26 protein-coding genes and 4 pseudogenes are annotated in these 26,398 nt (G+C 63.9%); 8 read left to right on the forward strand and 22 right to left on the reverse strand.

Annotation, left to right across the window (positions count from 1 at the left end; translation table 11 throughout):
- Position 1 precedes the first annotated feature (1 nt).
- Positions 2-1,288 carry an MFS transporter gene (locus OKW35_RS19175; protein WP_429552872.1) on the reverse strand — a complete coding sequence of 429 codons (1,287 nt, stop codon included), beginning with the start codon at positions 1,286-1,288 and terminating at the stop codon, positions 2-4.
- Positions 1,289-1,443: 155 nt separating this feature from the next.
- A complete protein-coding gene (locus OKW35_RS19180) occupies positions 1,444-2,664 on the reverse strand; it encodes a pyridoxal-phosphate-dependent aminotransferase family protein (RefSeq protein WP_429552873.1) in 1,221 nt (406 codons plus the stop codon).
- A gap of 170 nt (positions 2,665-2,834) precedes the next feature.
- Here OKW35_RS19180 and OKW35_RS19185 point away from each other — a divergent pair, with 170 nt between their 5' ends.
- The gene (locus OKW35_RS19185) at positions 2,835-3,566 is read left to right on the forward strand and encodes a GntR family transcriptional regulator (RefSeq protein ID WP_429403864.1); all 732 of its coding nucleotides are present in this window, start codon (positions 2,835-2,837) and stop codon (positions 3,564-3,566) included.
- A 393-nt stretch (positions 3,567-3,959) separates the two neighbouring features.
- On the opposite strand, the pseudogene OKW35_RS19190 reads toward OKW35_RS19185, so the two are convergent.
- The 5 genes and pseudogenes from OKW35_RS19190 to OKW35_RS19210 form a co-directional block, all read right to left on the reverse strand.
- A pseudogene (locus OKW35_RS19190) lies at positions 3,960-4,379 on the reverse strand (MFS transporter); the annotation flags it as partial.
- A pseudogene (locus OKW35_RS19195) lies at positions 4,357-5,280 on the reverse strand (LysR family transcriptional regulator); the annotation flags it as partial. The pseudogenes OKW35_RS19195 and OKW35_RS19190, both read right to left, overlap by 23 nt.
- A 21-nt stretch (positions 5,281-5,301) precedes the next feature.
- Positions 5,302-5,610: a type II toxin-antitoxin system RelE/ParE family toxin gene (locus OKW35_RS19200; protein ID WP_184057637.1), complete on the reverse strand. Its 309-nt coding sequence runs from the start codon at positions 5,608-5,610 to the stop codon at positions 5,302-5,304.
- Entirely contained in the window at positions 5,607-5,891 is a 285-nt protein-coding gene (locus OKW35_RS19205; RefSeq protein ID WP_090808191.1) for a YlcI/YnfO family protein, read from the reverse strand. Before OKW35_RS19205 ends, OKW35_RS19200 begins: the two co-directional genes overlap by 4 nt.
- Before the next feature lie 67 nt (positions 5,892-5,958).
- Positions 5,959-6,600, reverse strand: a complete 642-nt coding sequence (locus OKW35_RS19210; RefSeq protein WP_429552874.1) for an HD domain-containing protein — start codon at positions 6,598-6,600, stop codon at positions 5,959-5,961.
- A gap of 263 nt (positions 6,601-6,863) precedes the next feature.
- Here OKW35_RS19210 and OKW35_RS19215 point away from each other — a divergent pair, with 263 nt between their 5' ends.
- Together OKW35_RS19215 and OKW35_RS19220 are read left to right on the forward strand one after the other, a co-directional pair.
- Positions 6,864-7,826, forward strand: coding sequence for a GlxA family transcriptional regulator (locus OKW35_RS19215; RefSeq protein WP_429552875.1), 963 nt, complete (start codon positions 6,864-6,866; stop codon positions 7,824-7,826).
- Positions 7,827-7,879: 53 nt separating this feature from the next.
- Positions 7,880-8,638 carry an SDR family oxidoreductase gene (locus tag OKW35_RS19220; RefSeq protein ID WP_429552876.1) on the forward strand — a complete coding sequence of 253 codons (759 nt, stop codon included), beginning with the start codon at positions 7,880-7,882 and terminating at the stop codon, positions 8,636-8,638.
- 543 nt (positions 8,639-9,181) lie between these two features.
- Here OKW35_RS19220 and OKW35_RS19225 read toward each other — a convergent pair.
- Positions 9,182-9,457, reverse strand: coding sequence for a hypothetical protein (locus tag OKW35_RS19225; RefSeq protein WP_429552877.1), 276 nt, complete (start codon positions 9,455-9,457; stop codon positions 9,182-9,184).
- A gap of 352 nt (positions 9,458-9,809) precedes the next feature.
- On the opposite strand from OKW35_RS19225, the gene OKW35_RS19230 reads away from it, so the two are divergent.
- The 3 genes from OKW35_RS19230 (at position 9,810) to OKW35_RS19240 (ending at position 12,751) form a co-directional block, all read left to right on the forward strand.
- Positions 9,810-10,190, forward strand: coding sequence for a BON domain-containing protein (locus tag OKW35_RS19230; RefSeq protein ID WP_429552878.1), 381 nt, complete (start codon positions 9,810-9,812; stop codon positions 10,188-10,190).
- Positions 10,191-10,923: 733 nt separating this feature from the next.
- Entirely contained in the window at positions 10,924-11,058 is a 135-nt protein-coding gene (locus tag OKW35_RS19235; protein ID WP_429552879.1) for a hypothetical protein, read from the forward strand.
- 46 nt (positions 11,059-11,104) lie between these two features.
- Positions 11,105-12,751, forward strand: a complete 1,647-nt coding sequence (locus tag OKW35_RS19240; protein ID WP_429552880.1) for an NRAMP family divalent metal transporter — start codon at positions 11,105-11,107, stop codon at positions 12,749-12,751.
- A 119-nt stretch (positions 12,752-12,870) separates the two neighbouring features.
- On the opposite strand, the pseudogene OKW35_RS19245 reads toward OKW35_RS19240, so the two are convergent.
- A pseudogene (locus tag OKW35_RS19245) lies at positions 12,871-12,996 on the reverse strand (4-hydroxyphenylacetate 3-monooxygenase reductase subunit); the annotation flags it as partial.
- Here OKW35_RS19245 and OKW35_RS19250 point away from each other — a divergent pair.
- A pseudogene (locus tag OKW35_RS19250) lies at positions 12,988-13,320 on the forward strand (response regulator transcription factor); the annotation flags it as partial. The pseudogenes OKW35_RS19245 and OKW35_RS19250 sit on opposite strands and share 9 nt — an antisense overlap.
- A 28-nt stretch (positions 13,321-13,348) precedes the next feature.
- On the opposite strand, the gene OKW35_RS19255 reads toward OKW35_RS19250, so the two are convergent.
- From OKW35_RS19255 to OKW35_RS19280, 6 genes are read right to left on the reverse strand one after another with little or no spacing between them, the layout of a single operon-like run.
- Positions 13,349-14,092, reverse strand: coding sequence for an SDR family NAD(P)-dependent oxidoreductase (locus tag OKW35_RS19255; RefSeq protein ID WP_429552881.1), 744 nt, complete (start codon positions 14,090-14,092; stop codon positions 13,349-13,351).
- A 22-nt stretch (positions 14,093-14,114) separates the two neighbouring features.
- Positions 14,115-15,257, reverse strand: a complete 1,143-nt coding sequence (locus tag OKW35_RS19260; RefSeq protein WP_429552882.1) for an amidase — start codon at positions 15,255-15,257, stop codon at positions 14,115-14,117.
- Positions 15,254-15,772, reverse strand: coding sequence for a nuclear transport factor 2 family protein (locus tag OKW35_RS19265; RefSeq protein ID WP_429552883.1), 519 nt, complete (start codon positions 15,770-15,772; stop codon positions 15,254-15,256). The genes OKW35_RS19260 and OKW35_RS19265 overlap by 4 nt, the downstream gene beginning before the upstream one ends.
- Before the next feature lie 4 nt (positions 15,773-15,776).
- The gene (locus tag OKW35_RS19270; RefSeq protein WP_184073051.1) at positions 15,777-16,154 is read right to left on the reverse strand and encodes a hypothetical protein; all 378 of its coding nucleotides are present in this window, start codon (positions 16,152-16,154) and stop codon (positions 15,777-15,779) included.
- A gap of 53 nt (positions 16,155-16,207) precedes the next feature.
- Positions 16,208-16,708: an aromatic-ring-hydroxylating dioxygenase subunit beta gene (locus OKW35_RS19275; protein ID WP_026226450.1), complete on the reverse strand. Its 501-nt coding sequence runs from the start codon at positions 16,706-16,708 to the stop codon at positions 16,208-16,210.
- On the reverse strand, positions 16,705-17,988 hold the full coding sequence (locus OKW35_RS19280; protein WP_429552884.1) for an aromatic ring-hydroxylating oxygenase subunit alpha: 1,284 nt from the start codon (positions 17,986-17,988) through the stop codon (positions 16,705-16,707). The genes OKW35_RS19275 and OKW35_RS19280 overlap by 4 nt, the downstream gene beginning before the upstream one ends.
- A 175-nt stretch (positions 17,989-18,163) precedes the next feature.
- Here OKW35_RS19280 and OKW35_RS19285 point away from each other — a divergent pair, with 175 nt between their 5' ends.
- Positions 18,164-19,084, forward strand: a complete 921-nt coding sequence (locus OKW35_RS19285) for a LysR family transcriptional regulator (protein WP_184057656.1) — start codon at positions 18,164-18,166, stop codon at positions 19,082-19,084.
- Between the two features lie 15 nt (positions 19,085-19,099).
- On the opposite strand, the gene OKW35_RS19290 is transcribed toward OKW35_RS19285, so the two are convergent.
- The 7 genes from OKW35_RS19290 to OKW35_RS19320 form a co-directional block, all read right to left on the reverse strand.
- Positions 19,100-20,068, reverse strand: a complete 969-nt coding sequence (locus tag OKW35_RS19290) for a PDR/VanB family oxidoreductase (RefSeq protein WP_429552885.1) — start codon at positions 20,066-20,068, stop codon at positions 19,100-19,102.
- Positions 20,069-20,188: 120 nt separating this feature from the next.
- Positions 20,189-20,659 (reverse strand): hypothetical protein, encoded by a 471-nt coding sequence (locus OKW35_RS19295; RefSeq protein ID WP_429552886.1) that lies wholly within the window; start codon positions 20,657-20,659, stop codon positions 20,189-20,191.
- Between the two features lie 70 nt (positions 20,660-20,729).
- The gene (locus OKW35_RS19300; RefSeq protein ID WP_184004534.1) at positions 20,730-21,506 is read right to left on the reverse strand and encodes an enoyl-CoA hydratase; all 777 of its coding nucleotides are present in this window, start codon (positions 21,504-21,506) and stop codon (positions 20,730-20,732) included.
- Positions 21,503-22,711 carry a CaiB/BaiF CoA transferase family protein gene (locus tag OKW35_RS19305; RefSeq protein WP_429552887.1) on the reverse strand — a complete coding sequence of 403 codons (1,209 nt, stop codon included), beginning with the start codon at positions 22,709-22,711 and terminating at the stop codon, positions 21,503-21,505. Before OKW35_RS19305 ends, OKW35_RS19300 begins: the two co-directional genes overlap by 4 nt.
- 206 nt (positions 22,712-22,917) lie before the next feature.
- Positions 22,918-23,820: a LysR family transcriptional regulator gene (locus tag OKW35_RS19310; RefSeq protein ID WP_090808166.1), complete on the reverse strand. Its 903-nt coding sequence runs from the start codon at positions 23,818-23,820 to the stop codon at positions 22,918-22,920.
- A gap of 136 nt (positions 23,821-23,956) precedes the next feature.
- Positions 23,957-25,264 (reverse strand): MFS transporter, encoded by a 1,308-nt coding sequence (locus tag OKW35_RS19315; RefSeq protein ID WP_184057662.1) that lies wholly within the window; start codon positions 25,262-25,264, stop codon positions 23,957-23,959.
- Positions 25,265-25,435: 171 nt separating this feature from the next.
- The gene (locus OKW35_RS19320) at positions 25,436-26,356 is read right to left on the reverse strand and encodes a LysR family transcriptional regulator (protein WP_184057664.1); all 921 of its coding nucleotides are present in this window, start codon (positions 26,354-26,356) and stop codon (positions 25,436-25,438) included.
- Between the last annotated feature and the right edge of the window lie 42 nt (positions 26,357-26,398).

Consider the following 26,398-nt stretch of genomic DNA (forward strand, 5'->3'; position numbering starts at 1 on the left):
TTTACACGCCCATCCGGGTGGAAACGTGCGCCTTCTCCGACGCGCCAACTTCGAAGCGGCTCTCGGGCTGCATGCGGAACGCGAGCACGACGCCGATGCCCATCAGCAACATGCTGCCCACGAACGGCAGATCCCAGTTGCCAAAGCGGTCGATCAGAAAGCCGCCCATCACCGGCGAGATGATCGCGGCGAGCGCCGAGCCCGTGTTCATCATGCCGCTCGCGGTGCCGGAGAATTCCGGCGCGATATCCATCGGGATCGCCCACATCGGGCCGATCGTCATCTCGGCGAAGAAGAAGCCCGACGCGAGACAGGCGATCGACAGCGTCAGGTCATGCGTGAACATCAGAGGAATCAGCGACAGCAGGCAGAACAGCATGCACACCGACACCATCCAGCTGCGCGCGCGTTTGAGGCTGCCGGTGCGCTTGAAGATCGCATCGGTGACGATGCCGCCGAGCGTGTCGCCGATCACGCCCGCGAAGAACACGACCGACGCGAAGATCGCCGACTTCTTCAATTGCAGATTGTGGTTATGCAGGAAGTACAGCGGAATCCAGCTCAGGAACAGCCACAGCGTCCAGCCGTAGCAGAAGTAGACGATCGTGACCGGCGTCATGCGGCGAAACAGCTTGCCCCACGGCAGGCCGGAGACTTTCGGCTTCGGCGTGGGCAGCACCGCGAGTTCCTCGGCCGTGATGCGCGGATGATCTTTCGGATGCTCGGTGAACGTGAGCGCCCACGTGACCACCCACACCAGACTCAGCGCGCCGCAGATAAAGAACGATTCGCGCCAGCCCCAGTTGGTCATCACGATCACGATGAGCGCCGGCGCGACCGCGTTGCCGACTCGCGACGCCGCGTGCGTGATGCCCTGCGCGAAGCCGCGCTTTTCTTTCGCGACCCAGCGCGACATCGCCGACGTTGCGGCCGGGAACGTCGCGCCTTCACCGAAACCGAGCACGAGCCGCGCGGCGAGCAACGAAGCGAGCCCGCCCGCGAAGCCCGTGAGCACCGTCGCGAGACCCCAGATGGCGCCGCAGAACAGCAGCGTGCGTCGCGCGCCGAAGCGATCGCTGACCCAGCCGCCGATCACCTGAAACAGCAGATACGGATACGCGAAGGCCGAGAACACGAGCCCGACCTGCGTATGCGTGAGATTGAATTCCTTGCCGAAACCCGCCGCCGCGGTGCTGACGTTCACGCGATCGAGGTACGTGATGAAGTACATGATGCAGAGCATCACTAGAACGATACTGGTCGCACTGGTCAAACGAAACCGCTTCATCGTCTCTCTCCATGGCATGTGTCGACGGCGCGCCTGAAGTGGCGCGCTGCGTCCGTCGCCCGTCGGCCGCGAGAGCCGCTATGGACGCATTGCATGTTGTTCTGGCCGCGTTCTGCGCGCGGCTCGATGAGGGAAGCGCTCCCTGCGCCCGACAATCAGGCCGCGGCCTTCAATCCCGACGTCTTCGGTGCCTGGCTCAGCCACTCCATCGCGGCCGGCATGCCGCTTTCCTTGAGCGGCACGCCAGCAAGCCGCAGACCCATTTCGCAGCCAGCCAGTGTCGCGAGCAGCATCAGATCGTTGCAATCGCCAAGATGGCCGATGCGGAACATGCGGCCTTTCATCTTGCCGAGGCCCGTGCCGAGCGACATGTCGAAGCGTTCGTAGATCAGCTTGCGCACCGCATCGGCATCGACACCGTCGGGCGTCATCACGCCCGTCAGCACCGGGCTATAGACGGCGGGATCGGCGCACTGGATTTCGAGCCCCCACGCGCGCACCGCGCGGCGCGTCGCTTCGGCAAGCCGCTCGTGACGCGCGAACACGTTGTCCAGCCCTTCGCCGAGAATCATTTCGATCGCTTCATGCAGCCCGTACAGCAGGTTCGTGTTCGGCGTGTACGGCCAGTAGCCGGATTTGTTCATGTCGACGATTTCCGCCCAGTCCCAGAAGCTGCGCGGCAGCTTCGCGTGCTGGCTGGCGGCCATCGCCTTCGGCGAGATCGCGTTGAAGCTGATGCCCGGCGGCAGCATCAAGCCCTTTTGCGAGCCCGACACGGTCACGTCGACACCCCATTCGTCATGACGATAATCAGCGCACGCGAGACCGGAGATCGTGTCGACGAGCAGCAGCGCCGGATGGTCCGCGGCGTCGATCGCGCGACGCACGGCGGCGATGTCGGACGTGACGCCGGTCGAGGTTTCGTTGTGCACCACGCAGACCGCCTTGATCGCATGCTGCGTGTCGGCGCGCAGACGCTCTTCGATCATCTGCGGCTGCACGCCGCGCCGCCAGCCTTCGATGCCTGGCAGCCCCAGGAATTCGGGCTTCAGGCCGAGCTTCTCGGCCATCTTTTTCCACAACGTCGCGAAGTGGCCGGTCTCGAACATCAGCACGTGATCGCCGGGGCTCAGCGTATTCGACAGTGCGGCTTCCCATGCGCCCGTGCCGGACGCCGGATAGATGACGACCGGCTGCTGCGTCTTGAAGATCTTCTTGATGCCGTCGAGCACCTTGAGACCCAGCTCGCCGAATTCGGGTCCGCGATGGTCGATGGTCGGATAGCTCATCGCGCGAAGGATGCGATCCGGCACCGGACTCGGCCCCGGAATCTGCAGGAAGTGACGGCCAGCGGGATGAAAATCTAGCTTCAGCATCAGAGTCCTCCAATTGAATTTTGCATGCAAAAAACTATATCAGATGAACCGTGACGCTCCCAAGACGAAAATTGGCCTCTAAGGCCCGTGTTTACCCGCGTGTGCGCATGGATTAACTAATCGATATGGTTCCGATAAAATCCAATCCATGTGAAGCTGAGGATTTTTGTATGCAAAATTCGGATCTCGACGCGGGTCTGACCGCTGCCCCGCTGATGCCGAAGGTCGAGCGTCAGCGCCTGCACGACACGGTGGTGGAGCACATCCGCCGCTTTATCGTCGAGGGAGCGCTGGAGCCCGGCAAGAAACTGAACGAGCGGGAGTTGTGCGAAACGCTCGGCATTTCGCGCACGCCGCTGCGCGAGGCGCTGAAGGTGCTGGCTTCCGAAGGTCTGATCGAGATTTCGCCGAACCGGGGCGCGTCGGTATCGAAGATGTCGGAAGCGGAGGTGCGTGAGACCTTCGAGCTAATGAGCGGCCTCGAAGCGTTTTCCGGCGAACTCGCGGCCGAGCGCATCACCGCGGCCGAACTCGCAGAGATCAAGGCGCTGCATTACGCGATGCTGGCGTGCCGTGCGCAGAACGATCTGCCGGGCTACTACAGTCGCAACCAGGCGATCCACGACAAGATCAACGAAGCGGCGAGAAATTCGGCGCTGCGGCAGACGTATGTGTCGGTCAACCGGCGGCTGCAGGCGCTGCGCTTTCGCTCGAACTATCAGACGCCGAAGTGGGACCGCGCGATTCACGATCACGATGAAATGCTGAAGGCGCTCGAGGCTCGCGACGGCAAGAAGCTCAGCGCGATTTTGCGGCAGCATCTGCTCGATAAGCGGGATGCGGTTTTGCAGGTGCAGGTGCAGGAGGAGGTGGTCGCTTCGGCCTCCGGGTTGAAGGCGTGATGCGGACAACTGATGCCGAATCCCGCTCCTCGCCACTCCGTCGGCAACAAAACTTGTCCACCTAAATTGTTGGCAAGCCTGTGGACAACCTTCGCACAGCGAGCTTAAGTGCTTGAAGCATGAGAACTATCCGCGCGCGGTGCACGCGTAGGCAGTGAGCGTCGCTATGGAGTCCGTGATACTGGCGAGTGGGCTTCGCAAGGATGCCGTTTCACTCGCGCCGACCTCGAAGTCCAGTTGTCCACATAATTTGGGAACAAGCTTGTGGACAACCTGCGCACAGGCCAGCCAAGTGTTTGATACGGCAGGCCTATCGTGCGCGGATGCGGGAGCGGGCAGCGGCGCGGCACCTCACGCGATGCAAACCAACGGCCGCGCCCTCCACCCTCGATTTCACTGCGTCGTTTCACGACTGCGCAACGACTCCGGCAACCCATACAGCACGATCAGCGCGCGCACCACGCTCATCGCGCCGATCACATACAGCGCGGGCGTCGTGCTGCCGGTCAGATCCTTCACACGTCCGACCATCACCGGGCTCACGATCCCGCCGAGTTGCCCGAGCGTGTTGATCAACGCGATACCGCCCGCGGCGCCCGCGCCCGTCAGCCGCTTTGGCGGCAGCGCCCAGAATGCCGGGATGGACGCGACCACGCCCGCGCCCATCACGGCAAGCGCGACCACCAGCAAGGTGGTCTGCTTGTCGAAGAATCCCGCGGCGAAGAAGCCGAGCGCCGACATCAACAGCAGCCCGAACACGAACTTGCGCCGCTCGCTGCTGGCGTCCGACAGGCGCCCGACCACCACCATGCACCGAACGCAGATGATCGAACAGCAGCCGGCTCACCGGCGATAACGCATCGACGTCGCGCGCGACGAGCACGAGGCTGCGCTCGGCCCAATCGTCGTCGAGCGGCATGCCGACGAGGCCGAGCGGGCGGCCCATCAGTTGATACACCTTTTGCGGCAGCACGCCGACGCCCATGCCAGCCTGAACCATCCGGCACACCGCATCGAAGCCCGGCACGTGGATGCGCAGGCGCAGCGGCTTGCCGGCCTGGCGCGCCGCGAGGTGGGTGCGCGCGTTGATCGAGCTCGCCGAATGCAGGCCGACGTGATCGCCATCGAGCGTTTCGGCGAACGCGATGCTCGTGCGTGCCGCGAGCGGATGATCGTCGCGCATCACGATCACGAGCGAATCGCGTAGGTAGTGCTCGACGTGCAGCTCGCGCGTATCGGCGTCGCCGGAACAGATGCCGAGATCGGCGAGGCTTTCGTCGATGGCTTTGACGACGCCGCCGCTCGGCCGCTCCTCGAGATCGACCTTCACGCGCTCGTGCAACGACTGGAACGCGCGCAGATCTTCAGGCAGAAATTCGACGATCGCCGACAGGTTCGCCATCATCCGCACATAGCCGAGCACGCTGCTAGCATGACCGGCCAGTTCGATGCCGATGCTCTCGATGTCGCGCAGCACCCGGCGCGCGTGATGCAACAGCGTTTCGCCGGCCGGCGTCAGTGTCATGCCGCGCGCGTTGCGCTGGAATAGCGACGCGCCGACCGCCTGTTCGAGTTCGACCAGCCGCTTGCTGGCGGCCGACACGGCGATCGCCTCGCGCTCGGCGGCACGCGTGAGCGTACCTTCTTCGAAGACGGCGAGAAAGAGCTGCAGCGTGGTGAGGTCGAGCTTACGGAGAAGGTTTTTGATGACCATGGCGCGGCGACGAAAGTTCGGTCAGTGATAATCATCCTCTAGCTGATGGCGCACCGCCAGCACGGTCACGGTTTGGTTGTCGTCGATCTCGAACAGCGCGACGTAGCCCGCCCGACCGAATGGGATCAGCAGCTCGCGCAAAAACGGCGTATCGCGCTGAACCTTTCGGCAAGTGAACGGCGATGTGCGCAGCGTGGCGATACCATCGCGGATGGCTTGCAACGCGCGTTCGGCGAGCGGGAAATCCCCGTCGTCCCGCTCGAGGATGAAATCGTACAGTCTCTGCAGGTCCGCCGCCGCTGCGCGTGTGAAACGAACCTGATACGTCATCGGTGCTTCTTCGCGCGGGCCTTCGTTTTTGCTTCGCGGAGCCGCGTTTCGAGACCGGCGAGCACGTCGTCGGCCGATACGTAGTCGCCGCTTTGCTTCGCTTCAGCACGCGACTCGAGCCCTCGCACGACGAATTCACGCACATTCAGGCGCCGCGCGATGTTGTCGCGGATCGCCTGCTCGACGAAACTGGACAGGCTTTCGCCGTCCTGCAGCACGTCCTCGGCCGCGGCCCGCAGCTCGGGCTTGACCCGAACCGACGGGAAAGTAGCGCTTTTCATCGTTCTCTCCACGCATCGCATTAGCGATGCATTATCGCGCTACCTCATTTCTGCCGCAAGCAGCCCTTCACGTCTTCCACACCGAACCCAGAATCATCGTGCAGAAATTCTCGCGATGATAATGCGGGTCTTCCAGCGCGAGCACGTCGGCCTTCACGTTGCCGAACGTCGTGTGCGGCTTGTGGATCGTGCCGTGCGCGAACGCATCGATGATACCTTCCTTGAAGTGCGCGCCGCGCGGATGCGCATGCGTGACTTCCTCCCGTTGCTGTTCGCTGAATTCGTCGTAGGCGAGGCCGAGCACGTCCATTTCGACGCCCGCCGTGACGAGCGCGATCACCGGCTTCATATGCTGCGGAATGCCTGGTGTCGTGTGCAGCGCGATCGCGGTCCACACCTGCTCGATGTCGTCCTCGTCGATCCGATGCCGCCGCAGATATTCACGCGCGGCATTCGCGCCGTCCACTTCGAAGCGCTCCTGCTCGCTGCTGTATGGCGCGATGAGGCCCATGTCGTGAAACATCGCGCCGATGTACAGCAGTTCGGGGTCGTACTTCAGCTGCTTGCGTTGCCCGGCCAGCGCGCCGAACAGAAACACGCGCCGCGAATGGTGATACAGCAACTCCGTTTCGGTGTCGCCCACGAGCTCGGTGGCTTCACGCGCCATCATGCTGTCGGGAATCTGGATACCTGCGATCGTCGTAGTCATGCGGCGTACTCCTTCATATGCGAACGTGAATGTGAAAGTAATCCACCGGACGCGCGCCGCGGCTTCAGAGCGCGTTTTGGTATGCTGGTCCGCGCCGTGATGTCAATGCCTGTCGCCTGCCTGTGAGACCGCGCGTCCGACCGATCCAGTATTGGCCAGCGCGGCGCCGCGAACAATTGCCGCGAGCCGTTGAACACTGCCAAACGCACAGCGTTGACTGCCGCGGCGTGCCCTTCACGTTCCCCGTCAGAGGAAGTCATCCGATGCCCACCGTCGCGATCGCGATCTTCCCAGGAGTGCAGGCACTCGACGTCGCCGGTCCCGTCGACGTGTTCTCCGAAGCGAACCGCTTCGTCGCGCCCACGCGGCACTACGAGGTCAAGCTGCTGGCCGCGGACCCGGCGCCGCTGCGCGCATCGAACGGGATGACGCTGGTGGCGGACGCGACCTTCGAGCAGTCGCGCGAACCGTTCGATCTCGCGCTCGTCGCCGGCGGCCCCGCGCTACCGCGCAACGAAGTGCCGGACGCGCGCCTGCTCGACTGGCTCGCCAACGTCGCGACACGTTGCGCCCGCTACGGCTCGATCTGCACCGGCGCTTTCGCGCTCGGTCACGCGGGCCTGCTCGATGGGCGCCACGTGACGACGCACTGGCAGCACGCCGCGCAACTCGCCGCGCAGTTTTCGCGCGCGCGGGTCGACTTCGATCGCATCTATCTGCGCGACGGGCCGCTGGTCACCTCTGCGGGCGTGACGGCCGGCATCGATCTGTCGCTCGCGCTGGTGGCCGAGGATCACGGTCCGCATACCGCGCTCGCGGTCGCCAAGCGGCTCGTCGTGTTCGCGCAGCGGCAAGGCGGTCAGTCGCAATTCAGCCCCTATCTGACCGCGCCCGCCGACGACACCTCGCCCGCCGCGAAAGTGCAGGCGCACGTGATGGCGCGTATCCATGACAGCTTCACCGTCAAGCAGCTCGCCGACGTCGCGGGCATGAGCGCGCGTAACTTCGCGCGCGTGTTCGTGCACGAAACCGGCGTGACGCCGCATGAATTCGTCGAACGCGCGCGCGTGGATGCCGCACGCAAGCTGCTCGAAAGCAGCGCCGCGGCGCTGAAGACGATCGCCTACGATTGCGGCTTCGGCACCGCCGACCGCATGCGCATCGTGTTTACGAAGCGGCTTGGCGTGACGCCGATGCGGTATCGCGAGCGCTTTCGCCCGCTGTGAATACGGCGTGAGAAAATCGTCGACTCTGCACGTCAACGATCACCAGGAACGACATGACCTCCTCTTCTCCGATTCGCGCGATCGTCACCGGCCATACGCGCGGCCTGGGCGCGGCGCTCGCCGAACAACTGCTCGCGCGCAACGTCACGGTGCTGGGTCTGTCGCGCTCGCGGCATGGCGCGCTGAAGGCGCGCTTTGCCGCGCGGCTCGAAGAGATCGAGCTGCCGCTGGCCGAGCCCGCACGCGTCGCGCAATGGATCGCCACCGACGCACTGAGCAACTTCGTGCGCGGCGCGCAGACGGTGCTGCTGATCAACAATGCGGGCATGATGCAGCCGATCGGGCCCATCGAAGGACAGGACGCCGCGAGCGTCGCGGACGCGGTGAGCCTGAACGTCGCGACGCCGCTGATGCTCGCGAGCGCGCTCGCCGCCGCGGCCGTCGACGCAACCGACCGCCGCATCGTGCATATTTCGAGCGGCGCGGCGCGCAACGCGTATCCGGGCTGGAGCATCTACTGCGCAACCAAGGCCGCGCTCGATCATCACGCGCGCGCCGTCGCGCTCGACGCGAATCGCGCGCTGCGCATCTGCAGCCTCGCGCCGGGTGTGATCGATACGGACATGCAGGCGCAAATTCGCGGTAGCGGCGAAGAGCAGTTCCCGATGCGCCAGCGCTTCGACGACCTGAAGCGCAACGGCCAACTGTCGACGCCCGAGCAATGCGCGGCGCAGCTGATCGACTATGCGCTCAGCGATGCGTTCGGGCAGACGCCGGTCGCGGACATTCGCGAGATCGCGAAATCGGCCTGAACGGGCTATTGCTGTCGGGTATTTGCGCTCCCGAAAATCCTCACCTCAAGCACGGAGCAGTGGCGGATCGGCGCCTGCTACCGTCGTCATTTCTCCCGAAAAGCCTCACCTTTGAGGTGAAAAGAGGACTCGAGGAGGCATTTCAGCGAGCGCATTGCGGCGCTCACACACCGCTCCCGAAATCCCTCACCTTTGATCGAACGCAGCCGGATCGCTTCGCCGATGCCGGCCGCGTACGCGGCAGATCGCCTGGACATTCAACGACTTACGTTACACAGCCGGCGCACGGTCACCGCGACGGATGCCATGATTGGCGACTGCATGAAGCGCGTTTTGTGCGTCGCACGACAGGCCGTCGCCCGATACAGCATCGACGGCTCCCGAATATCCTCACCTATGGCTGACAGGCATAAATGCGCGCATTCCCGCGAGCCTCTTGCCGCGCGGTTTGTGCCGTTCCTGGCCCGGCCGGTTAGTTGCAAAAGAACCGCCCGCGCGCGACTCCCGAAAGTCCTCACCTTTGACGCGATGCACGCGCCACGTTCATTCGATCGGCACGTACTTCAGCTCACGCACCGCTACGACGTTCTTCATCGCGTCGACGACCGCCGTTCTAACCTGCACGGGCAGATGGCCGCAAAATTCGTCGTCGTTCTGATCGTCCAATTGCGCGAGTTCGGGGACGAGCGCCTGTGCGGCATCGCTTAACGCGATCAGATGATTGCGACGGTCTTCGTCGACCGTCTCGGGTTCGAGCAGCGCCTTTGTCTCTTGTGCGCGCCGCCTTCGCCGGCTTCCGGCCAGACGGTCTGACCGCATGACGCCTCTGACGGAAACGTTGCATCGACGTGGGCAAACCTGACGAAAAGGAAGCAAGGTTGGGAATGCGATATTAGTTTCTCAGGAAACCATTCGCAATTTGTAGCGCCGTCCGGGCGACTCCCGAATTCCCTCACCTTCAATTTTGAAGTGCGCGTACAGGTGCGCATATTCTCACCTCGGCGGCTCCCGAATCTTCTCACCTATCAGTATCGGCGCGTGCGCCGCAGAATATAATCGGGGCCGACGGTCGATGACTCGTCGCGAGGCGGTAGTGCGTTGCACCGCCTCTTCCCCGCTGGCAGCACGCGGCTCGAACGGCAGTTCCTGACAAACCGGCAAAGGAGGAAGAATGAAAACAAACGGCGCGAGCAGAATCCTCGGTGCACTGTTCGCGGTGGCCATCGCGACTTGCGCGACCTATGCAAACGCACAGACGCGCGAGATGCCGAACGATGCGTCGATGCAAAGCCAGTCGGTCCCGGCGGCTTCGAACCGGAACAACAACCGGTCCGACAGCGCAATCGTCCGCGACGTCCGCCGCGCTTTCACGCGCACCACGAACCTCAATTCGGCGAACATCCGTGTCGAAGCGCGTCACGGCGTCGTTACGCTGACCGGCACCGTGCCGCGGCAATCGCAAATCGCGCAAGCCGGCAACGCCGCGCGATCGGTTCGCGGCGTCAGAAGCGTGCATAACCGGCTGACCGAGCGACGGCGCGCCAATCAGTGAGCACGGCGTGGTGGCATCGGCCGGACGGATCGGTGCCGCCTGTTCGACCTCCCCCCTAAATCGGCCTCGACCCACATGTCATTCAAAGTGCCCACCGTCGCGCGCCGCACATTTTTTCTGCTCTGCTTAAGAAACAGGTTGACCTCGGCGGAAGGCGAACCCTAGAATTCAAAAATCATCACCAATGGGGCTCATGCCTTGGACACCTGCAGTAGCCGACTTTCGAACAGATTCGCTGCCTGACCGGCAGGACGTCCGCGCTCTCTTCATCAGCCGCCGTCTTGCCAGTTGGCAGACGGTGCGCGCCGCAGTTTCTTCCCGTGCACCTAAAGTAACGTCGTATCCGCATGACAGGAACGCCGCGTTCACGCGCGTTCCCGCGCCGATACGGCGTCGCATCGCGAGCCTTGCGCTTGCGGTCGCGTTTGCGCGCGCGTTGTCAGTCAACGCAAACCGTTCAACGCAATGCGCGCGAACGCGTGGATAAACACATGCGTAGCGAACGTGTGTAGCGAACGTGCGTAGCGAACGCTTCAGACGCTCGAACGCAGTCCCCGCTACACACCGACAAGGAGCCGCCATGCCCGACAGTGACAGTTATCCCTTATGCCGCTTCCCCGTTCTATCAACTGAGGAAAGCGAGTAGACCTCCACCGCCGCGCCCGGACATACGCGGCCTCCGTGTCTGCTGGCTTTCCACCAGCGCGTCGAAACCGGCGCACGGAGATCCCTCATGCAATTCGGCCTCCTTCTTTCGCAGTTCCCGCGTGTGCAGGAATCGCGCACCCATTACGACGGCATGCTCGTGCTACACGCACCGCATCCGTTCATCGCCTTCTGCCGTCGCGTGATGTCGCGCGTGGCATAGCGTTTCGCGATCCGACCTTCGACAAATACAACCAGGAGAGAACGACATGTCTACTCCGACGAACATTTCCTCCGCGCGCAGCGCCGTGCTCGATTCGGCACACGTCGGCGATATCAAGGGCGCGCTCGGCACGATCGCTCACCATGACATCGCGCCACGCACGAGCTGGTGGGCACGCCTGCGCACGCTGCTCGCGATCCTCGGCCCCGGTCTGATCGTGATGGTCGGCGACAACGACGCGGGCGCATTCGGCATCTACACGCAGGCCGGACAGAACTACGGCACCACGTTGCTGTGGACCATGCTGTTGCTGGTGCCGGTGCTGTTCGTCAATCAGGAGATGGTGTTGCGGCTCGGTGCGGTCACGGGCGTGGGCCACGCGCGGCTTATTTTCGAGCGCTTCGGCAAGTTCTGGGGCGCGTTCAGCGTCGTCGATCTGTTCCTGCTGAACGCGCTAACCATCGTGACGGAATTCATCGGCATCACGTTCGTGCTCGACTTCTTCGGCGTCTCGAAGATCGCGGGCGTGTGTATCGCCGCGGCGCTGACGATGGCCGCCGTCAGCACCGGCGACTTCCGCCGCTTCGAGCGTTTCGCGGTCGCGCTGTGCGTGTTGAGCCTGCTGCTCGTGCCGGTGCTCGTGTCGATTCATCCGCCGGTCGGCCAGATCGCGCGCGACTTCTTCATTCCGAACTGGCCCGCGCACTCGAAGCTGTCCGACGTGATGCTGCTCGTAATCGGCATCGTCGGCACGACGGTTGCTCCGTGGCAGCTGTTCTTCCAGCAGAGCTATGTGGTCGACAAGCGCATCACGCCGCGCTTCATGAACTACGAAAAAGCCGACCTGTGGATCGGCATCGTGTTCGTACTGATCGGCGCGGTCGCGATGATCTCGTTCAGCGCGGCGCTGTTCGACGGACGGCCCGGGTTCGGCAACTTCACGGACGCGGGCGGTGTGATCGCTGGTCTCGAGAGATACGCGGGGCGTACCTCGGCCGTGCTGTTCGCGATCGCGCTGTTCGACGCGTGCGTGATCGGCGCGGCGGCTGTGTCGCTATCGACCGCCTATGCGATCGGCGACGTGTTCAAGATCCGCCATTCGCTGCACCGTAGCGTGTCGGATGCGAAGGGCTTCTACGTCGTGTACTTCGCGATCGTCGCGGCCGCCGCGGCATTGGTGCTGATTCCAGGCAGCCCGCTCGGTCTGTTGACAGAAGCGGTGCAGACGCTCGCCGGGGTACTGCTGCCGAGCGCGACCGTGTTCCTGCTGCTGCTGTGCAACGATCGCGCGGTGCTCGGTCCGTGGGCCAATTCGAAGAAGCTCAATCTGTTTACCGGCGCGGTGATCTGGGTGCTCGTGATGCTGTCGATCGTCCTGACCGCGTCGGTGATCTATCCGGACATCGCGGCGGAAACGATCATCGAAGTCCTGGCGGGCGGCACGTTGCTCGCGGTCGTCGGGTATGTGGCGAGCTTCGGGATGCGCAAGCTGCGCGGCGAGTCCGCGGCCGAGCCGGCTCCGGTCTATGCGAAGGACGCGCGCAACACGTGGCGCATGCCGCCGCTCGACGAACTGCCGCCGCCGCGTCTGACGCTCGCCAAACGCGTATGGATGGGCGTGCTGCGCGGCTATCTGCTGCTCGCGATCGCGCTCGTGATCGTCAAGGTCGTGCAGATGGCGTTGCTGAAGTAGTGCGAATGGTGAGGAGTTCCAGGAGGTCCGGGCAATGGTGAGGTTTTACGGGAGCCATGTCCGGAGCGACAACGTAAGCGCTGCCGGAGCCCGAGCTGGCCGGCAGCGCTTCAAATGACTCATTGCCCCTTCCACGCGCGCGGCACCCGGAGAAAATTCCGGTCGAAGTAAATCAGGCTGTCGCCGTCGGCGCGCACGCGAATCTGCGTGGTCTTCACGAACATGACCGAGTGCGAGTCGACTTCGTCGAGAAGCCGTACAACTCGCAGCAGATGCTCGAGCGCATTCAACGCGCGATGAAACTCGCGTCCCAGCGTCACGCGAAACACATGCGCCAACTCGAACTGCGTGAGCGGATCAACTCGCTCACGTCGCGCGAGAAGGAAGTGCTGCACGGTTTGATCGAGGGGAAGCCGAGCAAGGTCATTGCGGCGGACCTGTCGATCAGTGTGAAAACCGTGGACGTGCATCGCGCGAGCATCAGGGAAAAGCTCGGCGCTTCGTCTACTCCGACCCTCGTGCGCCGCGTGCCCGAAGTATGGGGCCCGTCGGACGAGCGGCCGGAATGACCCGGCCGCCTCGGCCCTTGCAGACGCATCAGCGCATGTACAGGCCTCCGTTGACGTCCCAGCACGCGCCATTGGCGAAATAAGCGTCACCGGAAGCGAGCATCACCGCGACATCGGCAACATACGACGCGGCCCCGAGCTTGCCGACCGGTATCGCTTCGATCACTTTTGCCAGCTTGTCCGCCGCCACGCTCTCGTGAACGATCGGCAAATCGAGCGGCCCCGGCGAGATCGCGTTGACTGTCACACCGCACGCGGCGAGATCGCGCGCGAAGACCTTGGTCAGCGTCAGCACGCCGCCCTTCGCGGCCGCATAGTGCGCGCCCGTTGCCGAGCCGCCATTCTGCCCCGCCAGCGACGCGATATTGACGATGCGGCCCACGCCGCGCTGCGCGAAGTACTGCCCGAATACCTGGCAGCCGAACAGCACGCTGCGCAGATTCACGTTGATGACCTGATCGAACTGCTCGGCGGTAATGTCCATCACGGGCACGACCTTCGAGGCGCCCGCATTGTTGACGAGCGCGTCCACGCCGCCCCAACGTTCGAGCAACGCGTCGCGCGCTGCCTCGAAGTCCGCCTTGCGCGTGACGTCGAGCCGGATTGCGCAGGCGCTCGAGCCGTCGCTGCTGAGTTCACGCGCGAGCGCTTGCGCGGGTTCGATCGCGATATCGGCCAGCGCGACCCTGTAGCCTGCCTCGTGAAAACGACGCGCGACAACGGCGCCAAGTCCGCGCGCGGCGCCCGTCACGAGCGCGACTCTGTTCCACATGTTGCTGACTCCTGGATTGCGTTCAGACGGATTGCGCGAGGCGCGCTTCGAGGTGCGCGGCGACCGCGCACGCCGTTTCGTCGTCGTTCTTGCGACCGATGATTTGCAGGCCCGCCTTCAGCGTCGAGCGTTCGATCGGAACGGGCAGGCTCAGCGCCGGATGCCCGCTCAGGTTGAACGGCCGGATCAACGACGACATGCCGATCACCGACGTGCCGGCGCGTGCCGCTTCGAGCGTGATCGGCAATGAGGGCAGCGTCGGCAGCACGAGTACGTCGACCCGGTCGAGCGCGCGGTCCACTTCGTCGGTGAAGGTGCGGCGCACGCGTTCCGCCGCGTCGAGATCGGCGGCGCTCGTGGCCGCGGCCGCGCGCAGGCGCGCTTCGATATCGGCGCCGAGCTTGCCGCTTGCCACCAGATGGCCGAATGCGCGCGATGTCTCCGCGTTGATCACCGCGAGGCCGGCCGTGAATGCGTCCTTCAGCGACGCGAGTTCGATCGCTTGCGTGGCGAGTTCGGACTTTCCGACCGCGTCGGCGATTGCTTTGGCGATGTCGTCATCCGCGTCGACTGCGACCATGCCAATGCGCAACTGCGAAACGTCTCGACGCGCATCGTCAGCGCGAAACGAAGGATCGATCGCCGTCATCACGCGAATCAGCGTGTCCGTCTCGCGCGTGAATGGTCCAACGCAGTCGAGTGTCGTGACGCGCGGCGCCACGCCGAGCCGCGACACGCGGCCGAACGTCGGCTTCAGGCCGATAACGCCGCAGCATGCGGCCGGGCCGCGGACCGAGCCACCGGTGTCGGTACCGAGCGCGGCGTCCACGAACTTCTGCCCGACCGCCGACGCGGACCCGCTCGACGATCCGCCCGGAATGCGTGCCGCGTCCTGCGGATTGACCGGCGTGCCGGAAAAGTCGTTGATGCCGGTCATGCCGAACGCGAGTTCGTGCATGTTGGTTTTGCCAGTGACGCGCCAGCCGGCGTCGAGCAAACGCCGCACGACTTCGGCGTGCTCCGATGCAAGCGGTGCGTCGGCAAGCGCACGGCTTGCCGCTGTCGTCGCGTAGCCGGCGACGTCGATGCTGTCCTTGATCGCGATCGTCGGCGCGTCGGCGCTGTCCGTCGCGCTCAGATCGAATGTCTGCAGAAATGCGCTCATGCCGAAACTCCCTGGGCCGGGTTGACTTGCCACGGTGCATCGAAAAGACGCTCGGTACGGAAATGGCGGATCAGCCATGTCGCGCTCGCATCGTGAGTGGCGGGCACGAAGTCGACTTCGAGGCGCGCCGCGATCAGTTCCGCTTTCGCATCGACATAACCCGAAGCCTGCAACATGATCCAGCGACCCTTCGCCGTGTCGCCGTTCACCTCGATGTGCTCCGCAGTCAGAAAGTGGACATTGGTCGCGAAGTGCGGCGTGGGCGGCAGATAACGCTGCAGCATCGCGACGATCTGCGCCGGCCCTTCGAGACGCCCGAACTTGTTCGCGTACTGCGGGCCGATGCCTTCCCAGATCGCGTCTTCGGCGAACAGCGCGGCGAGCGCCTCGCCCTCGAGCGCGCGCATGGGCACATCGCACAGCGCCATGTAGCGTGCGATCGTCTTACGCACCGCGTTCTGTGCTTCTAGCGCTTTGACGCGCGCGAGCAGCGCGTCGATAGCCGGATCGGTCATCGCGTCACGCATGGTTGGCGACCGCTGGCGGCACCGTCAGCGCACGGCCCACGCGCGCCTCGATCTTGCCGTAGCGCCACAGGTTGTAGTCGCCGACCGGCGTCGTCCGATACAGATTGCACACGGCCACCGCGGTATCGAAGTCGGCGACGTCGGCCATGATGTAGAACGTCCACGGCGCGCCATCGGCGTTGCCGACCACGAGCCGATCGTCGTCCATCACGCCCAGCACGCGCACGTTTTCCATCGCTTCGATCGCGTTCAGCATCTTGCCGTACGCTTGCCACACTTCGCCGATCTGTTCGCGCGGCAAGTCGAAGAAGTTCTGCGAGACGCCGCAGCAGAACAGCACACGCAAAGGCAGGTTTCGGTTGTCGCTCATGGGAACGTTCCTTGGTTCGGTTGATAGCCTTCGAGTGTCGGCATGATGACCGGTCAGAGCAGGAAGCCGATCGCGCTCAGCGCATCGGTGGAATCGATCAGGCGGATCACTTTCTCGACGAGACGCGGCTCGCCGCTCGCCATGCTGATCTTGTGCGTCAGATCGGCCGCGAAGATCGTCGACGTGCCGCGCTTGTACGCGATGATGATCTGCGACGACTTCACTTCGACCACGTCCGCGCTATCGCTCGCGAGCGTGAAGCGCGACACCGTGCGCACCGTGCGCGCGGCATCCGACGCGGATGCCGAATAGCCCGACGTCATGCGCTGCACGCGCAGCTCGCGCATATGCTGATCGTCGTACGCGTAGTTCAGCGTTGCCGCGTAATCGGTCGTGTTCGGATCGATCGGCACCACGTAGTGGCCCGCCGGGTCCCACAACTCGAGCCACTCGCGATAGTCGCGTCGATCGAGCAATTCGGCTTCGCGCCAGATGAACTCGATCGCGCGCGCAAAGGTCTGGTGGGAAAAGAGTGCGTTTCTGTCGTCCATCATGCCTGCTCCATCATTGCGCGCCATTGCTTGTAGGCTTCGCGCATGCCGGTTTCATCGGTTGCGTGGGCGGTTTTCTCGCCGTTCGCGGCGGTCGTTTCGCGATTCAGACCGCGATTGACGAGGATCGGTACTTCCGGTCCCGCATGCGAGCCGCGCTGCACGCGCTCCCACGCTTCGGCGTCGTCGGGACTGCCGAAGCCGAAGGGGCCCTGGAAGTGCTCGTGAATGCGCAGGCGCACGCGGTTCGCTTCTTCAGGACCGCCGTCCATCGCGAGCGCGACGTGGCGAATCTCCGTTTCCTCGGCGGAAATCGGCCGCAGCACGCGGAAGAACGCCATCGACAGCGCGAGATTCGGGAACAGGTTCAGGTTGAAGCCGACGCCCATCAGCGAGCGCACGATGCGGCGCACTTCTTCCGGCGGGTGCTTTTGCGCGAGTTGCGCGGCGAGTTCGCTGAAGCGCTCGGGCAGCGGCGCGCCATCGTCGCGGTCCAGATCGACGATCTCGGGCATCAGCACCGCGAGGCTGTGACCGTTGCCGAGCGAGCGGCAGAACGCCTGGTCGCTCGTCATGAAGCTGGTGATCGCGGCGGCGGTTTCGTCGTCGATGGACTTCATCCATGACTTGTGCACGACCGGGAAGTGGTACAGGTCCGTCGTGTTCTCGAGCTGGATCTTCCAGTTGCCCTTGAACTTGAACTTGTGCTCGCCGTTGGCCTTGATCGGATAGCCCGCGCCCTGCTTCATGAACAGGTCGATCCACGGCTTCGCGCCGCCGAGGAAGTCTTCGAGCGGTTCGATCGTTTCGTTGAAGCTCGCGAAAATGAGGCCCTGATAGACGCCCACGCGCAGCTTCTTCAGCGGCAGATCGCCCTTTTCGCATACGCCTTCGTAACCGTCGCCGTACGGCAGAGCGCGCAGCGTGCCGTCGAGCGCATAAGACCAGCTGTGATACGGGCACGTGAAGCCCTTCGCATTGCCCTTGTGCTCTTCGCACACGGTCGCGCCGCGATGCCGGCAGCGGTTTTGCAGTACGTTGACCGCGCCGCTCTTGTCGCGCACGACGATCACCGGCTGCCGGCCGATCGTCGTCGTGATGAAATCGCCGGGCTTCGGCAGCTCGCTGTCATGCGCGACCCAGATCCACGTCTTGTAGAAAATGCGCTCCAGTTCGACTTCGAACAGCTCGGGATCGTAGTAGAGGGAAGGCGCGATGCGATCGGCCTCGGCGCGCCTGGCTAAAGCGCTGGTGTCGATGGTTTGATAGATCGGCGTACTCATCGTATGCGGGGAACGGTTGCGTGGTTGGAATGAAGACGCACATCGACGCGACGAGTCGCGTGCAACACATCAGCGCATCCTCTCGTTGACATCAGTCTCGCTTTGCGACGATCATGCGTCAAATCGATTAAAAACAGGTTGCCGAATAAGTTCGGCTGATATCACAAGAGACCCCATGACCTCCATCGACCACGTCGATCTCAATCTGCTGAGAGTGTTTCAGGCGATCGTCGAGGAGCGCAGCCTGACGAAAGCGGGCGAACGCCTCGCGCTGTCGCAGCCCGCGGTCAGCTACTCGCTCGGCCGTCTGCGCACGATGTTCGACGATCCGCTCTTTATCCGCACGCGCGCGGGTATGCAGCCGACCCCCGTCGCGCTCGAGCTGGCGGAAATCGTTGGCCACGCGCTCGACACCGTGCGTCAGGCGCTGCGTTACGCGGAACGTTTCGATCCGGCAACGAGCACGCGCACGTTTCGTCTGTCGCTATCGGATGCGGGCGAAATGGCCTATCTGCCCGCGCTGTGCGCGGCGCTGCAGAAGTCCGCGCCGCGCGTGAAGCTGGTCGTCGAGCCATTGCCTGTGGAGGAGATCGAAGAGGCGCTGCGCTCGAGCCGGTTGGACTTCGCGATCGGCAATCTGCCGTCGCTGCTGCCGCGCACGCGGCATAGCCTACTGTTCGAGGAATCGTATGTGTGCATGACGCGCAAGCGCCGCGACCTGCCGAGCGGTGACACGCTGAAGCTCGACCGGTTTCTGGCCGCGTCGCACATCCAGGTGCGCTCGCTCGAACATAGCCACCATGCGCTCGACGACGCGCTGCGCGCGCAACGCGTCGGCCGCAATATCGCGTTCGCGTTGCCGCACTTCGTCGCGGTGCCTGGCGTGCTGGCCGCGACGGATCTGTTCGCGACGCTGCCCGAACGGCTCGCGCATATCCTCAATCGCGGCGACGCGTTCCGGATCTATGCACTGCCCGTGCCGCTGCCGAAGGCCGCCGTGACGATGCACTGGCACGAGCACTTCCACGAAGACGAAGGCATCGCGTGGATGCGCGGCCTCATCACCGAGATCCTCGCGGGCTTCGAGAAGATGTGATTGCGCGGAGGCAAATCAGAGGTCGAGCACGAGCACGGGAGTGCGCGAGCGCGACACACAGCAGCAGATCACGCTATTGCTCGCGCGCTCGGCCTTGCTCAGGCAGTGATCGCGATGCTCGGGCTCGCCGCTGACCACATCGACCATGCAGGTACCGCACACGCCTTCGCCGCACGACGTGTCCACTTCGATACCGATCGACGCGAGCGCGTCGACGATCGACGTGTTCGCATCGACTCGCACCGTCTGACCGCTGCTCGCGAGCTGCACGTCGAAGCTATCGAGCAACGCTTCGGCCACGGGAGCCGGCTCCGCCTTGAAGCGTTCGAGATGAATCGCTTCCGGGGGCAAGCGTTGCTGAGCGCTCGCTACGACAAAATCCATGAACGGCGAGGGACCGCACGTGTAGACATGCGCGTTCGCGCCTGCATCGAGCAGGCACGCATCGAGCGCGGGTTTCAGCTCCTCGGGCTGCACGCCGAAATGCAGCTCCACGTGCCGTGCGAACGGCTCGCGCGTGAGCAGCGTCATGAAGGCCGCGTGCGCCTCGCTGCGGGCGAAATAGTGCAGCGTGAAGCGCGCGTGCCGCGCGGCGAGCCGATAAGCCATCGACAGCAACGGCGTAATGCCGATGCCCGCGCCGATCAGGATGTGCTCGTCCGCGCTTTCTTCGAGACGAAAAAGGTTGCGCGGCGCGCCGACCGACAGTTCGGTGCCGACGCTCACCTCTTCATGAAGCGAGCGCGAGCCGCCGCGCGATTGCTCCTCCTTCTTCACCGCGAAAATCTGCGACTCGATACACTCCGGGTCGCCGCACAACGAGTATTGCCGCGTGACGCCCGAAGGACTCGTGACGTCGATATGTGCGCCGGGTTCGTAGCGCTCGAACGGCAGCCCGTCGAGCCGCGAAATGCTGAACGAGCGGACGCCGTGCGCTTCTTCGCACAAGGCATCGACCCGAACCTTCAGGGTTTGCGCTTGCATGATTGCCTTCCGATGTATTCCTGGGGGGACGATATGCCGAGATTAGCGCCCCGCATCGAATAAGCAAAATAGATTAAAAAACCGTGCTTGCATCAATGCGATTTATTTTATGCTGAAGTGTCAAGCGCCCGACAGCGCGTCCTCCTTGCGTTGCGATTCGCTGCGCGGCTGCGTCGCGTCATTCGAAAACGGTATGTTCGGCTTCATGAAGAAGCTCAGCACGATGCCGAAGAGCATCACGCCGATCGACAGTACGAACGTCAGATCCCAGCTGTGCAACCGGTCGGCGACCAACCCGGCGATGACTGGGCTCGCGATCGCCGCAGTGAAGCCGGTGCCGCTCATGATGCCGCTGGCCGTGCCGGAGCGGTCGTAGGCGACGTCCATCGGAATCGCCCACATCGGGCCGACGTTCATTTCGTTGAAGAACATCGCCGCGGCAAGGAAGATCAGCGTATTGCTGAGGCCGAGCTCGCTCTTGAACTGCCCCGCTGCCGTACTGATGTTGACGCGATCCACATAGGTGATGAAATAAATCAGGCACAACATCACCAGCGCGGTGGTGGTGGCCTTCAGCGACAGGCGTTTCATGTGTCGTCCTCCAGATGCGGTTTATTTTTTGTGGTGAAGCCACGCGACTAGCGCGTGCGATCCGGGACGCTCAGCCTTTCGGCGTTCCCGAGCCGAAGGCCGCGACGGCGTCGCGGAACCGCTGGCTGCCGTACACCTGCTCGACGAGATCCTCGTCTGCGAGGCTTTGATCGATCACGATGCGCCGCAAGCTCTCCTTGACCGCATGCTGCGTCACGGGCGATAGCGCAACGAGCCGCTCGGCGAGCGCGCACGCCGCGTTGCCGACCTGTTCCTTCGCCGTGACGTCATACACATAGCCGCACGCGTGCGCTTCGGCGGCGCTGAGGAAATCGGAGAGCAGCAGCATCTTCTTCACGCGCGGCACGCCGAATGCCGCCACGAGCCTCGCGAGATTGCGTGACGACAGCGTGTTCGATAACGTCTTTGCGATCGGCGCGCCGAAGCGCGAGCCCTCCGCACAGATGCGGAAGTCACACGCGGTAGCGATGGCGAGTCCGCCACCCACGGCCCAACCGTCGATCGCGGCGACGGTGGGCACCGCAATGCGTTCGACCGCGTCGATCACCTGTTCGACGAGCGCTTCGTATTCGACGCCCTGCGAGCCTGCCGTAAAGTCGCGGAAGTAGTCGATGTCGGTGCCCGAGATAAAGGACTTGCCGCCCGCGCCGCGTAGAACAATGCAACCTACGGTTTCGTCCGCGCGGCATTGGTCGATCAATGCCAGCAAGGTCTCGTACATCGGAATCGACATCGCGTTGTGCCGCTCGGGGCGGTCGATCACGATCTGCGCGACCGACTCCGTCAGACGTTCGAGCCTGACTTTCTCACTCGTCGCTTCGCTCATTTCGCGGCCCCGTTGATCTCTGCGTAAAGCTCGTCGTTGTGCTCGCCCAGCCGCGGCGGATGGCGTCGCACGCGCTGCGGCGTACCGAGCATCTTGACCGGAAAGCCGATGTTCTTGACCTTGCCTTCAACCGGATGGTCGATCTCCATGCACATGCGGCGATACTGCGCATGTTCGCTGCTGAAGGCTTGCGGATACGACAGGATCGGTCCGGCGGGAATGCCCGCGGCCAGCATCGTCTCGATCCATGCCTCGCAGTCGCGCTGGCCGAACGACTTCTCGAGCGATTCGATCAGCGCCTCGCGGTTCTTCAGGCGCAGCGAAACGGTCTCGAACTCGGGATTCGTCAGCAGATCGGTCCGCTCCAGCAGTTCGCAAAGACGCGACCACAGCTTCTGGTTGGTTGCGCCCATCACGAAGTAACCGTCGCGCGCCTTCACGGCCTGATACGGCGCGCTCATCTTGTTGCTTGTGCCAAGCGGCGTCGGCTCGACACCCGTTCCCCAGTAATCCGACATATCCCAGATCGAGAAGGCCATCGCCGAATCGAACAGAGACGCGTCGACGTGTTGCCCCTGCCCGGTCTTCTGCGCGCCGATATAAGCGGAAAGCACGCCGTACACGGCGAACAGCGCACAGCCGATGTCCGCCACCGGCACGCCGGCCTTCACGGGCTTGCCGCCTTTGTAGCCCGTCACGCTCATGACGCCGGACATGGCCTGCGCCATCAGGTCGAAGCCGGGGCGCTGCGACCACGGGCCGCTCTGACCGAAGCCCGAGATGCTCGCGTAGACGATCTTCGGGTTGATTTCACGGATCGTCCCGTAATCGATCCGCAGCCGCTGAACCACGCCGGGCCGATAGTTCTCGACGATCACGTCGGCGGTCCTGGCCAGCTTGTAGAAAAACTCGCGCCCTTCGTCGGTCTTCAGGTCCAGCGCGACCGAGCGCTTGTTGCGGTTCATGTTCAGAAAGCCCATGCTGTCCGGGCCTTTCATCTTGAAGCCCATGGCGCCGCGCGTCTGGTCGCCTTCGAGGGGTTCGACCTTGATGACGTCAGCGCCGAGATCGGCGAGCATCATGCAGGCGAACGGGCCGGCCATCACCTGGCTGACGTCGAGCACACGGATGCCCTGCAGCGGCAAAGGCCGGTTGTTCGTTTCCGCGTCGTCGCTGGATGGTGTTTGTGCGTGGTTTTGCGTCATGTCGTCCCCTGTTTTTCCTGCCGGGCCGCTGTCGCGCGAAGCGCGTCGCGCGGCCGGCCGTTGCAGCACCGTGTTGGCGTGCGTCAACTGTCGCGCACGCGAGGGTGCCGCCGCAAGAATGCGACGGTCATACCTGGTTTCGCAAAAGACGAAGGGGGTGCTTTGCAGTCGAGGGCGTCGAGCGCAGGAACTGCTGCGCCCGCGCTTCAGCGGCCGGCCACGCGCCGTCCGGCCGTGAGCGCGGCTTCGACGTTGCGCAGCGTCTGCGCCTGCGCATGTCCTTCCACACAAGACAGTACGTAGCTACGTTGATGCCAGTCACCCGCGAGCTCGACGACGCCGAGGCCGTCCTCGGGATGGAAGCTGCGCAGCACGTCGGGCGGCATCAGACCCACGCCGAGCCCGTGGCGCACGACGGCGAGCATCGTGTCGAAACCATTGACCAGATAGTCGCAATCGAAGCGGCGGCCGCGGCTGTGAAACGCGCGCTGCACGGCGGCAAGGATTGCCGAGCCCTTGCCGAGGCTGACGAGCGGAAGCTCGAGCAAGGCGTCGAGCGTGATCGGCTGCGGATCAAGATGGAAATGTGCGCGGCTATAAACGAGCACCAGCCGGTCCTCGCGATAGCGCATTTGCGGCAGATCGAGAAAGCCGCTCTTCTTTTCGTAGATGCCGATGTCGATCATCTTGTCGCGCAACATCTGCTGCACGATGCGGCTGTTCTCTTCGACGATCTTCAGCGAGATGCCCGGATAGGCATTCCGGATCGCGGCGATATCCGCGGCGAGAAACTCGATGATCACGGCTTTCGGCGCGCCGATCACGATGCGTCCGTCGAACCCGCTCACGAGTGCCTGCGCCTCGCTCGCGAGCCGGTCCACCAGCGTGTCGACCTGCTGCAGATAGCCGAGCAGCTTGCCACCCGACTCGGTCATTTCCACGCCGTGCGGTACGCGCCTGAAGAGCTTCGTGCCGAGTTGCTCCTCGAGATCCGACACGCGCCGCGACGCCGCCGCCACCGCGAGCCCCAGCCGGTTGGCCGCCCGCGAGATGCTGCCCTCTTCGACCATCGCGACGACGAGACGAACGGTGGTGGTGTCGACTTTCATGCGCTGACATGAGGACCGGGTCTTGGGGGAGTGCCATGTTACCGCACTCCTTTACCTCATACTGCGCGGGCCAAAGCGAAGCCTTCGCGCGATACACGTCACCGCGCGAAGGCTTGCACGCCAGGCAGGCGAAGCATTACGGCTGACGCGTTTCGTGCGTGAACTTCAGCGTGACGACGGTAACGAGACCGAGGAAGATCAGGAACACGGCAACCGGCCAGTAGGCCTGGTAGTGCGCGAGCAGCGCGGTCGCGATCAGCGGCGACAGGCCGCCCGCGAAGATCGACGCGACTTCGTGACCGAGCGCCACGCCGGAATAGCGGACTTCGGTGCTGAACAGTTCGCCGACGAGCGCGGGCAGCGTGCCGATCATCGCGCCGTGGCAGACGGCCGTGCCGAGCAAAAGCGCGAGCCAGATCAGCGGCGTGGACTGCGTGTTGAGCAGCCAGAAGAACGGAAACGCCATCACCACGAGCGACACCGCGCCGATCATATACACCGGCTTGCGCCCGATGCGGTCCGACAGCTTGCCCCACGCGAGCATCGCGCCCATTTCGACGACCATCGCGAGCATCACGCCGGTCAGCATCACCGAATTCGAAATGCCGACGAACTTGCCGTACACGAGCGAGAACGCGAGAAAGATATAGGCGCCGCCGTTTTCCGCGACCCGCAGACCCATCGCCATCAGGATCTCTTTCGGGTGACGCTTGATCGCTTCGAGCACCGGCATATGCGCGGTCTTGCCGGCTTTCTCCGCGTTCTCGAAGTCGCGGCTCTCCGGCAGGTTGTGACGGATGTACACGCCGAGCGCGAAAATCACGATGCTCGCGAGAAACGGCAGACGCCATCCCCATGACATGAACTGATCGTGCGGCAGCGCTTGCACCGCGAGGAACGCGCCCGCCGACAGCACGAAGCCGCCGCCCACGCCGAGCTGACTCCACGCCGCGAAATAGCCGCGTTTTTCGGGCGGAGCGTTCTCGCTGATCATCAGCACGCCGCCGCCCCATTCGCCACCTGATGCGATGCCTTGCAGCAAGCGCAAGCCCGCGAGCGCCGCGGGGGCGGCCAGACCGACGTGCTCATAGGTCGGCAACAGCCCGATGCCGAAGGTCGCAAAGCCCATGATCAGCAGCGTCCAGACGAGCGACGCGCGGCGTCCATAGCGGTCGCCGATATGCCCGAACACGATGCCGCCCAGCGGACGCGCGACGAAGCCGATCGCAAACGCGGCAAACGCCCCGATCGTGCCGATCAACGGGTCCGCGTGCGCGGGAAAGAACAGTTGCCCGAGCACGAGCGCAGCCGCGGTGCCGTACACGAAAAAGTCGTACCACTCCATCGCGTTGCCGGCCACCGACGCAATGATGATTTTCCTGAGTGCGCGATCCGACTCTGCTGTGGCGCGCCCGGCCGCGATCGGGGATTGAACGGAGGACATGTCTGCTCGCATCTGAAGTGGGGGGATGGCGGCCTTTCAGAAAAGGCTTCGCACGATACGCAGTGTCGAGGCGACAGATAGTGGCGTCAAATTAGCCGAAAAGCAGGGCGGGTATCAGTGCAGCTAATATGCCCGGCGTGCCCGGGCACCCGCGGGCAAGCTCACGGGCGCTCAGCGTGCCGGCTGATGAAACATCGTATGGATGGTCTCGCGCAGCCACGCGATGCCGGGGTCCGCCGCGAACTGCGAGTGGGAGTGCACCTGAATTTCGATCGGCGGCAGCGGAAACGGCAGCGGCAGAATCCGGAACGCCTTGCCGCGGTTGAAGCGCTTCGCGATGCTTTTCGGAAAGATCACGGCAAGATCGGTATTCATCACGATCTCGGGCGCGACGACGAAATGCGGCAGCCGCAGCACGACCTCGCGCTTCAGGTTCAGCTCGTCGAGCCATTGCTCGACCATCCGATGCCCGGTCGCATTGGTACTCGCGTACACGTAGCGTAGCGCGCTCAGATCTTCGCGGCTCGGCCTCGTCTTGCGCAGCGGATGACCGGCGCGCACCACGCACACGTGCTCGTCGACGAACAGCGTCCGGCTCACGCAGCCCGCGTCGAGACCCGGCACATAGCCGAGCGCGAGATCGACTTCGCCGGCGCGCATCGCCGCGCTGACCGACTCGACCGGCACGTTGGCAACCTCGATGCGGATGCCGCGCGCTTCCCGATCGAGCAGCGCGGCGAGCGGGGGCAAGAAGTAGAACTCCGACATGTCCGACATCGACACGCGAAACACCCGTCGCGCGGTCGACGGCTCGAACTTCGCCAGCTGCTGCACGGCTTCGTTGATGATCGCGAACGCTTGCGCGAGCGGCGGATAGAGGCGGTACGCGGCATCGGTGGGGACCATGCCGTTGGGCGTGCGCGAAAACAGCGGGTCTTCGAACAGAGTGCGCAGACGGCGCAGCGCATGACTGACCGCCGGTTGCGTGAGACCGAGCCGATCGCCGGCCGCCGTCAGACTGCGCAGGTCCCAGATCGCGAGGAACACGCGCAGAAGATTCAGATCGGCGATGCCGGGATTCAGCTTGTTCATGCGCAGCTCTCGCAAACTAAGGCACGTCGCTGGGGCCGCGCG

This window comes from Paraburkholderia sp. MM5477-R1 (assembly GCF_050436385.1).
GTDB lineage: Bacteria > Pseudomonadota > Gammaproteobacteria > Burkholderiales > Burkholderiaceae > Paraburkholderia > Paraburkholderia tuberum.

Excerpts from the sequence above, each read along its gene's own strand:
- OKW35_RS19175 (WP_429552872.1), bottom strand. The coding sequence starts at position 1,288 with ATGAAGCGGTTTCGTTTGACCAGTGCGACCAGTATCGTTCTAGTGATG.
- OKW35_RS19180 (WP_429552873.1), bottom strand. The coding sequence starts at position 2,664 with ATGCTGAAGCTAGATTTTCATCCCGCTGGCCGTCACTTCCTGCAGATT.
- OKW35_RS19185 (WP_429403864.1), top strand. The coding sequence starts at position 2,835 with ATGCAAAATTCGGATCTCGACGCGGGTCTGACCGCTGCCCCGCTGATG.
- OKW35_RS19200 (WP_184057637.1), bottom strand. The coding sequence starts at position 5,610 with ATGACGTATCAGGTTCGTTTCACACGCGCAGCGGCGGCGGACCTGCAG.
- OKW35_RS19205 (WP_090808191.1), bottom strand. The coding sequence starts at position 5,891 with ATGAAAAGCGCTACTTTCCCGTCGGTTCGGGTCAAGCCCGAGCTGCGG.
- OKW35_RS19210 (WP_429552874.1), bottom strand. The coding sequence starts at position 6,600 with ATGACTACGACGATCGCAGGTATCCAGATTCCCGACAGCATGATGGCG.
- OKW35_RS19215 (WP_429552875.1), top strand. The coding sequence starts at position 6,864 with ATGCCCACCGTCGCGATCGCGATCTTCCCAGGAGTGCAGGCACTCGAC.
- OKW35_RS19220 (WP_429552876.1), top strand. The coding sequence starts at position 7,880 with ATGACCTCCTCTTCTCCGATTCGCGCGATCGTCACCGGCCATACGCGC.
- OKW35_RS19225 (WP_429552877.1), bottom strand. The coding sequence starts at position 9,457 with ATGCGGTCAGACCGTCTGGCCGGAAGCCGGCGAAGGCGGCGCGCACAA.
- OKW35_RS19230 (WP_429552878.1), top strand. The coding sequence starts at position 9,810 with ATGAAAACAAACGGCGCGAGCAGAATCCTCGGTGCACTGTTCGCGGTG.
- OKW35_RS19235 (WP_429552879.1), top strand. The coding sequence starts at position 10,924 with ATGCAATTCGGCCTCCTTCTTTCGCAGTTCCCGCGTGTGCAGGAATCG.
- OKW35_RS19240 (WP_429552880.1), top strand. The coding sequence starts at position 11,105 with ATGTCTACTCCGACGAACATTTCCTCCGCGCGCAGCGCCGTGCTCGAT.
- OKW35_RS19255 (WP_429552881.1), bottom strand. The coding sequence starts at position 14,092 with ATGTGGAACAGAGTCGCGCTCGTGACGGGCGCCGCGCGCGGACTTGGC.
- OKW35_RS19260 (WP_429552882.1), bottom strand. The coding sequence starts at position 15,257 with ATGAGCGCATTTCTGCAGACATTCGATCTGAGCGCGACGGACAGCGCC.
- OKW35_RS19265 (WP_429552883.1), bottom strand. The coding sequence starts at position 15,772 with ATGACCGATCCGGCTATCGACGCGCTGCTCGCGCGCGTCAAAGCGCTA.
- OKW35_RS19270 (WP_184073051.1), bottom strand. The coding sequence starts at position 16,154 with ATGAGCGACAACCGAAACCTGCCTTTGCGTGTGCTGTTCTGCTGCGGC.
- OKW35_RS19275 (WP_026226450.1), bottom strand. The coding sequence starts at position 16,708 with ATGATGGACGACAGAAACGCACTCTTTTCCCACCAGACCTTTGCGCGC.
- OKW35_RS19280 (WP_429552884.1), bottom strand. The coding sequence starts at position 17,988 with ATGAGTACGCCGATCTATCAAACCATCGACACCAGCGCTTTAGCCAGG.
- OKW35_RS19285 (WP_184057656.1), top strand. The coding sequence starts at position 18,164 with ATGACCTCCATCGACCACGTCGATCTCAATCTGCTGAGAGTGTTTCAG.
- OKW35_RS19290 (WP_429552885.1), bottom strand. The coding sequence starts at position 20,068 with ATGCAAGCGCAAACCCTGAAGGTTCGGGTCGATGCCTTGTGCGAAGAA.
- OKW35_RS19295 (WP_429552886.1), bottom strand. The coding sequence starts at position 20,659 with ATGAAACGCCTGTCGCTGAAGGCCACCACCACCGCGCTGGTGATGTTG.
- OKW35_RS19300 (WP_184004534.1), bottom strand. The coding sequence starts at position 21,506 with ATGAGCGAAGCGACGAGTGAGAAAGTCAGGCTCGAACGTCTGACGGAG.
- OKW35_RS19305 (WP_429552887.1), bottom strand. The coding sequence starts at position 22,711 with ATGACGCAAAACCACGCACAAACACCATCCAGCGACGACGCGGAAACG.
- OKW35_RS19310 (WP_090808166.1), bottom strand. The coding sequence starts at position 23,820 with ATGAAAGTCGACACCACCACCGTTCGTCTCGTCGTCGCGATGGTCGAA.
- OKW35_RS19315 (WP_184057662.1), bottom strand. The coding sequence starts at position 25,264 with ATGTCCTCCGTTCAATCCCCGATCGCGGCCGGGCGCGCCACAGCAGAG.
- OKW35_RS19320 (WP_184057664.1), bottom strand. The coding sequence starts at position 26,356 with ATGAACAAGCTGAATCCCGGCATCGCCGATCTGAATCTTCTGCGCGTG.